Source organism: Cupriavidus basilensis (genome assembly GCF_029335485.1).
Classification (GTDB): Bacteria; Pseudomonadota; Gammaproteobacteria; order Burkholderiales; family Burkholderiaceae; genus Cupriavidus; species Cupriavidus basilensis_E.
Map to the genome: position 1 here is coordinate 1 of NZ_JARJLM010000606.1, position 5687 is coordinate 5687.

Sequence of the window (5687 nt, forward strand, 5' to 3'; positions counted from 1 at the left end):
GTTGGCGATGCCGGCCGCCACGTCGACGAACATCATCGGCACCTGGCCGGCGATCACATCGGTCATGGCCGGCGGCGTGCTCTTGTAGGGCACGTGCAGCAGGTCGAGCCCGGCCATGCGGCCCAGGGTGGCGCCGGATACGATGCCCGTGCTGTTGCCGCTGGCGTACGACATGCCCGGATGCGCGCGCGCGTAGGCGATCAGCTCCGGCACGGTCTTGACGGGCAGCTTGGGATTGACCACCAGCATGAACGGCAGGTTGCCCATGCGCGCCACCGGCGTGAAATCGCGGATCGGGTCATACGGCAGCGTCTTCATCAGCGAAGGGTTGGCCGAATGGGTGGTGTTGGTGGTCATGAACAGCGTATAGCCATCCGGCGCCGCCTTCGCGACCAGTTCGGCTGCGATCGCGCCATTCGCCCCGGGGCGGTTGTCCACCATCACGTTTTGCTTGAGCGCCTCGCCCAGCTCCTTGGCGGTAATGCGGGCGACCGCGTCGGTGCCGCTGCCGGCGGCGAACGGTACCACCAGCCGGATCAGCTTGCTGGGGTAGGCATCGGCGGCGGCGGCGTAAGGTGCGGCCGCCAGCGTCAGCAATGGCAGCGCCGCGCGCAGCAGCGTGATGAGGCTTGGCATGTCTGGTCTCCTGGGCTTTCCGGCCAGCCATCTCTTCTGGATGGATTGGCTTTGCGGTTGCGGTTGCGGTTGCTACTGGACTACACGACGCTCGGGCGAGCCGCTGCCCGTCTCAGGGCGCGGTCTTCTCCTTGTAGTTCGTATCCTTCACCAGCTTGGCCCAGCGGGCGGTGTCGTCGGCAATGATGGTGGCGAACTGCTCGGGCGTACTGCCAACCGCTTCATAGTCGATCGCGGCCAGGCGCTCCTTGATCTCAGGCAGGGCAACGATGCGGACGATCTCCCGGTTCAGCCGCGCGACGATATCCTTGGGAGTGCCTGCCGGCGCAAGCAGGCCAGCCCATGAACTGAAGGTCATGCCCTGGATGCCGGCCTCTTGCATGGTCGGGACATCGGGCAAGGCGGGCGAGCGCTTGGGCGACAGCACCGCGAGGGGCCGCAGCCTGCCGGCACGGATCATCGCCATCGAATTGAAGGGATCGATGGTCATATCGACCTCGCCCGCCACCACGGCCTGCATCTGCGGACCGGTGCCGCGATAGGACACGCTGACAACGTCCGGCGTGCCCGCGGTGGATTTGAAGGTTTCCCCGATCAGCTCGATCATGCTGCTGCCGGCCGACAAGCTCAGCGGGCGCGACTTGGAGCGGGCCAGCCCGATGAACTCCTGCACGGTCTTGGCCGGCACCGAAGGGTGGACCACCATGACGAAGCCGATCGTACTGATCAGGCTGATGGGCGCGAAGCTTTTCAGGGGCTCGTACCCGGCCTTGTAGAGCACGGGGCTGAGCGTCTGCGCGCCCGCAGTGTTGAGCAGCAGCGTGTAGCCGTCGGGCGCGGCACGCGCAACCACGTCGGTGCCGATGATGCCATTGGCGCCGGGGCGGTTTTCCACCACCACCGGCTGCTTCAGGGCCTCGGCCAGCTTTTGCGAAACCAGCCGCGCCACCACGTCGGAGGCACCGCCGGGCGCGTAAGGCACCACCATGCGGATCGGCTTGGCCGGATAGGTGCTGCTCCATGCCAGGGCGGGCATCCCGCTCCAGATCGCGGCGCACAGCATCAGGCTGCGTCGGGAAGACAGTTTCATATGGGTTTCCTTCCAGGCATCGACAACCAGCGTCGTATCGGGGCGGGGAGCCGCGCGCGCAATGGCCGCGGCAAGGCTCAGGCGGGACGGATCACGCGATCCGCGGATTCCTCGTAAGGCGGGGAGTAGATCACCAGCAGCTTGACGGGTTCGTCGCTGACCACCGTGAACACATGCATGGCGTCGGCGGGGAAGAAGCAGCAATCGCCGGGCCCAAGCTCGCAGGATTCACCGTTCACCTCGGCAAGCGCCCTGCCCTCCAGCACGTAGCAAACCTGTTCGATCCCCGGATGCGCGTGCGGCAACGCACCCTTGCCGCGCTCTATGGTGCCGTGGATCACTTCAAGCTGGGTGGCGCCAACGTTCTCGCGGCCGACGATGCGGCGGTTCAGGGTGCCCACATGGTTGGCCGGGTGATAGCCGGGCACCGCTTCGGCGCGCACGAAGTAGGTTGGCGAGAACGACGATGGCGTCATTGCAGTCTCCATGCCGGCCATGCCACCCCCCGCGGTTGGAAGCGGAGGCATGGCCTGGCCGGTTATTGTTTTCATATCTATGAATTCTATTTTATACCCATGAAAAATATAGTCAACTACCCGGCCTCCGATGTGCGCCTGCCACTTCAGCAGTGAATGAAACGGCGCCGTGACCGTTAACCGTTAAACTAGAACCGCAATCACGGCCAAGTGCCTATCAAGAAACATTCATGACCTCGTTTACGTTTGATGCTGTTCTGGCAAGCGAGCCCACCGAATTCGTGCCATCCGACCGGAACCCGAACGTAGCCGCAGACGTATCGGCACAAGACGCCTGGGCGCTGCTGGAGGCCTCGGGCGGACTCGCGCTGCGGGTTGATGCCAGTGGCAACATACTTCTGGCGACCCTGGCATCGGCGCAATTGCTGGCTTATCCCCGCGAGTACCTGCTTAAATCCTCGATACTGGACGTCGTCTCGGTGGAGCAGCGGGAACTGCTCTCCGACCTGCTGCGCGCCTGCGACAGCGATGGCAGCAGCAAACGGGCGCGGCTCCGGTTCTCCGGAGGCTTGAGCGAAGGCCGGTGGCTGGATCTCCGTATCTCTCCCGGCACAGGCCATGAAGGAGCCCCGCATCTGTGCGTGTTCGGCTACGACGTCACCCAGTGGGTCATCAATGAGAAGAAATTCATCGACGAATCCTTTCGCGATCCGCTGACCGGCGTGGGCAACCGTGCCCTGATGCGAAAACGCATCGCCGAGTACTGCTCCGAGGACGGGACCGGAACCGCTTCGTCTTCGTTTGCGGTGGCCCTGATGGACCTTGACGGGTTCAAGAAGGTGAACGACTCCCTGGGCCATGAATTTGGCGATGCCCTGCTGAAACAGGTCAGTGTGCGATTGCAGGGCGCGATACGCCCCAAGGATGTCGTGGCGCGGCTCGGAGGCGATGAGTTTGTCCTGCTCCTGGACGGCGTCGCTTCGGAAACGGCGGCAACCGGCATACTGGAACGCATCATTCACGCGTGCCGGCAGCCTTTTCACCTGGCCGGCTGCCAGATCCGCGTCACCACCAGTATCGGGCTTGCCTTCGGGGCGGGCTCCCACCGGCTGGAATCCCAGTTGCTCAAATGCGCCGACCTGGCCATGTACGAAGCCAAGGCCAGGGGCAAGAATCGCTACTGCGTCTACTCGCCGGAACTGGAACATCGCCTGGACAGGCAGTTCCGCATCGAGCAGGAAATGTTCCAGGCCGTCCAGAACGGTGAGTTCCTTCTTCATTACCAGCCGATCGTGTGGCCCGACTCAGGCAAGGTCTGCGCGGTCGAGGCATTGATGCGATGGGAGCACCCGACCTTGTCCATCACGCCGGATGTATTCATTCCGGTAGCCGAGCACAACGGGCTGATCAATCACCTGGGAGCCTGGGCATTGCGTTGCGCCTGCGCACAGCTGGCGGCATGGGATGCGCAGGGAATACATATCGACTACGTGTCGGTCAATGTCTCGCCGGTCCAGTTCCTGCATCCCGGATTCGCCGACAGCGTCAGGAAAGCGATTGCGGACTCAGGCGTGAGCGCGAGCCGCCTGGTGCTCGAGATCACGGAAGGCGCGCTGATGACCGATCCCGAAGCGGCGCAGGAACTGCTGGTGGAACTGCGGGCACTGGGCGTCCGGTTTGCGGTCGACGACTTCGGCACCGGCTACTCCAGCCTGTCCTACCTCCGCCAGTTCCCGCTTTCGGCCTTGAAGATCGACCGCAGCTTTGTCACCGACATGATGAACTCGCCGCATGCAAAGACCATCGTGTTTGCCGTATTGTCCCTGGCCAGGGAACTAGGGTTGGTGGCCATTGCGGAAGGCGTGGAAACGCAGGCGCAGAACCAGTTGCTCGTCGAGCACGGCTGCGAACTGGTGCAGGGATGGTACTACTCGAAGGCATTGAGCCCGGCTCAGTTCGAGCATCAGGCTCAAACCGGTCAGTTATTGCTTGGCACCGCCCAAGTATTCTCGCAGTAGACGCCGCCATGCAGACAAACCCGTTCTTCGATGTGCTCTGGAGCAGAATGGCGCAGCGAGGGGATTTCCCCACCCTGCAGTTCAGTATCGACAACATCTTCAAGACGCTCACCAGCGACATCAGCGTCGGGGAAATGGCCGCCGGCGTGCTCTCCGACTTCAGCCTGTCGCAAAAGATCATCCGGCTGGCCAACTCCGCCATGTATCGCTCTTTCGGGGGCGAGGTCACCACGGTGTCGCGAGCCATCCTGGTGCTGGGCGTCGATGCGATCAGCCACCTGACCCTGGGCGTCCAGCTCCTGGATTACTTCACCGGAGTGGCCGCCAACCGCCCGCAGGCGTCCAAGGAACTGAAACAGGCTTTGATTGCCGGAGAATTCACCCGCGCGCTAAGCTGCGCGCAAGGCGTTGGCCAGGCGGAAGAGGCGGTGGTTTGCACCTTGATGCACCATATGAGCCGTCTCCTTCTGGTCTTCTACTTTCCCGAGGAATGGGAGCGGATCCAGGCCCTGTACGATGGGGATCCCGCCAGGGAAAGCGAAGCGTGCCAGCAAGTGCTGGGCGTGACCCTCGAGGAAATCGCCGCAGCCGCCGCCATCAAATGGCGGCTGCCGGCCCTGATCGCGAAGTCGATGGCCCGCAAGCGCCTCGATGCGGACGTGGCCCTGGAAACCCATGCCGACTGGCTGGGCGCGATAGCCGAGGTCTCGTCCCTGGCCGCGGCCCTGCTCTCCCGGGGAGAACCTGAGGATGTCGTCCAGGCCCTGCTGCTGAGTCATGCGGAGAAACTGGGCTTGCATACCGCGACCGTGGACGCCGCGATCGTGCAGGCACAGGTACTTAACGCTTCCATGACGCATGCCGAGTCCGAGGACCCCGCCGAGGCGAGCCCTCAGCAAAAGTCGGGCAAGCCGAAGGACGCCCTCCCGCGTCTTCGGCAAAGCCTGCTTGAAATACAGCGCGAAGGACGCGAGCTGCCCGTGTCCGAACTGGCCCCGCTGGCGCTCGAATCCGCCATGCGGGCACTGAATTTCTCCCATTGTTTTCTCATGCTGCTGAACCCCGAGGCAAAGCGTTTCGGGGCCCGCATCGGATTTGGCGACGGCATGCGCGAGAAACTGGAGGCACTATCGTGCGAGGAGGGGTTCGTCCCGGATATCTTTCACTTCGCGGCCATCGCCGCCAAGCCGCTGCTGTTCGAGGACTCCTTCGACAAGGAGGTGGCCCATCGCGTGCCGCGCTGGTATCGTGAGCAGATGACCGACGCCAGGTCCATCCTGCTGGCGCCCGTGAAGATGCGGAATCGCTGCGTGGCGATTATTTGCGGCGACTGGGGCCAGACCGTATGCACCGACGGCCTGTCGGAAAGCGAACTGGAAGCGGTCAACCTCCTGGCCCAGGAGATTTCATTGAGTTTCCTCAGGTCCGCCGAACACCGATAAGCGTCCGATACCGCCTGGCCCGCAC

Annotated in this window: 5 protein-coding genes; 2 read left to right on the forward strand and 3 right to left on the reverse strand. The window is 63.4% G+C overall.

Annotation, left to right across the window (positions count from 1 at the left end):
• The 3 genes from P3W85_RS37390 to P3W85_RS37400 all read right to left on the reverse strand — a co-directional run.
• On the reverse strand, nt 1-636 hold a 636-nt coding region (locus P3W85_RS37390), incomplete at its 3' end, for a tripartite tricarboxylate transporter substrate-binding protein (protein ID WP_276268495.1).
• Nucleotides 637-748: 112 nt separating this feature from the next.
• Nucleotides 749-1726 carry a Bug family tripartite tricarboxylate transporter substrate binding protein gene (locus P3W85_RS37395; RefSeq protein WP_276268496.1) on the reverse strand — a complete coding sequence of 326 codons (978 nt, stop codon included), beginning with the start codon at nt 1724-1726 and terminating at the stop codon, nt 749-751.
• Nucleotides 1727-1803: 77 nt separating this feature from the next.
• Nucleotides 1804-2202, reverse strand: coding sequence for a cupin domain-containing protein (locus P3W85_RS37400; protein WP_276268498.1), 399 nt, complete (start codon nt 2200-2202; stop codon nt 1804-1806).
• Nucleotides 2203-2432: 230 nt separating this feature from the next.
• Here P3W85_RS37400 and P3W85_RS37405 point away from each other — a divergent pair, with 230 nt between their 5' ends.
• Nucleotides 2433-4220 carry a putative bifunctional diguanylate cyclase/phosphodiesterase gene (locus P3W85_RS37405; RefSeq protein ID WP_017224720.1) on the forward strand — a complete coding sequence of 596 codons (1788 nt, stop codon included), beginning with the start codon at nt 2433-2435 and terminating at the stop codon, nt 4218-4220.
• An 8-nt stretch (nt 4221-4228) separates the two neighbouring features.
• Nucleotides 4229-5662 carry an HDOD domain-containing protein gene (locus P3W85_RS37410; protein ID WP_035806805.1) on the forward strand — a complete coding sequence of 478 codons (1434 nt, stop codon included), beginning with the start codon at nt 4229-4231 and terminating at the stop codon, nt 5660-5662.
• The last annotated feature ends 25 nt before the right edge of the window (nt 5663-5687 follow it).

Excerpts from the sequence above, each read along its gene's own strand:
- P3W85_RS37395 (WP_276268496.1), bottom strand. The coding sequence starts at position 1,726 with ATGAAACTGTCTTCCCGACGCAGCCTGATGCTGTGCGCCGCGATCTGG.
- P3W85_RS37400 (WP_276268498.1), bottom strand. The coding sequence starts at position 2,202 with ATGACGCCATCGTCGTTCTCGCCAACCTACTTCGTGCGCGCCGAAGCG.
- P3W85_RS37405 (WP_017224720.1), top strand. The coding sequence starts at position 2,433 with ATGACCTCGTTTACGTTTGATGCTGTTCTGGCAAGCGAGCCCACCGAA.
- P3W85_RS37410 (WP_035806805.1), top strand. The coding sequence starts at position 4,229 with ATGCAGACAAACCCGTTCTTCGATGTGCTCTGGAGCAGAATGGCGCAG.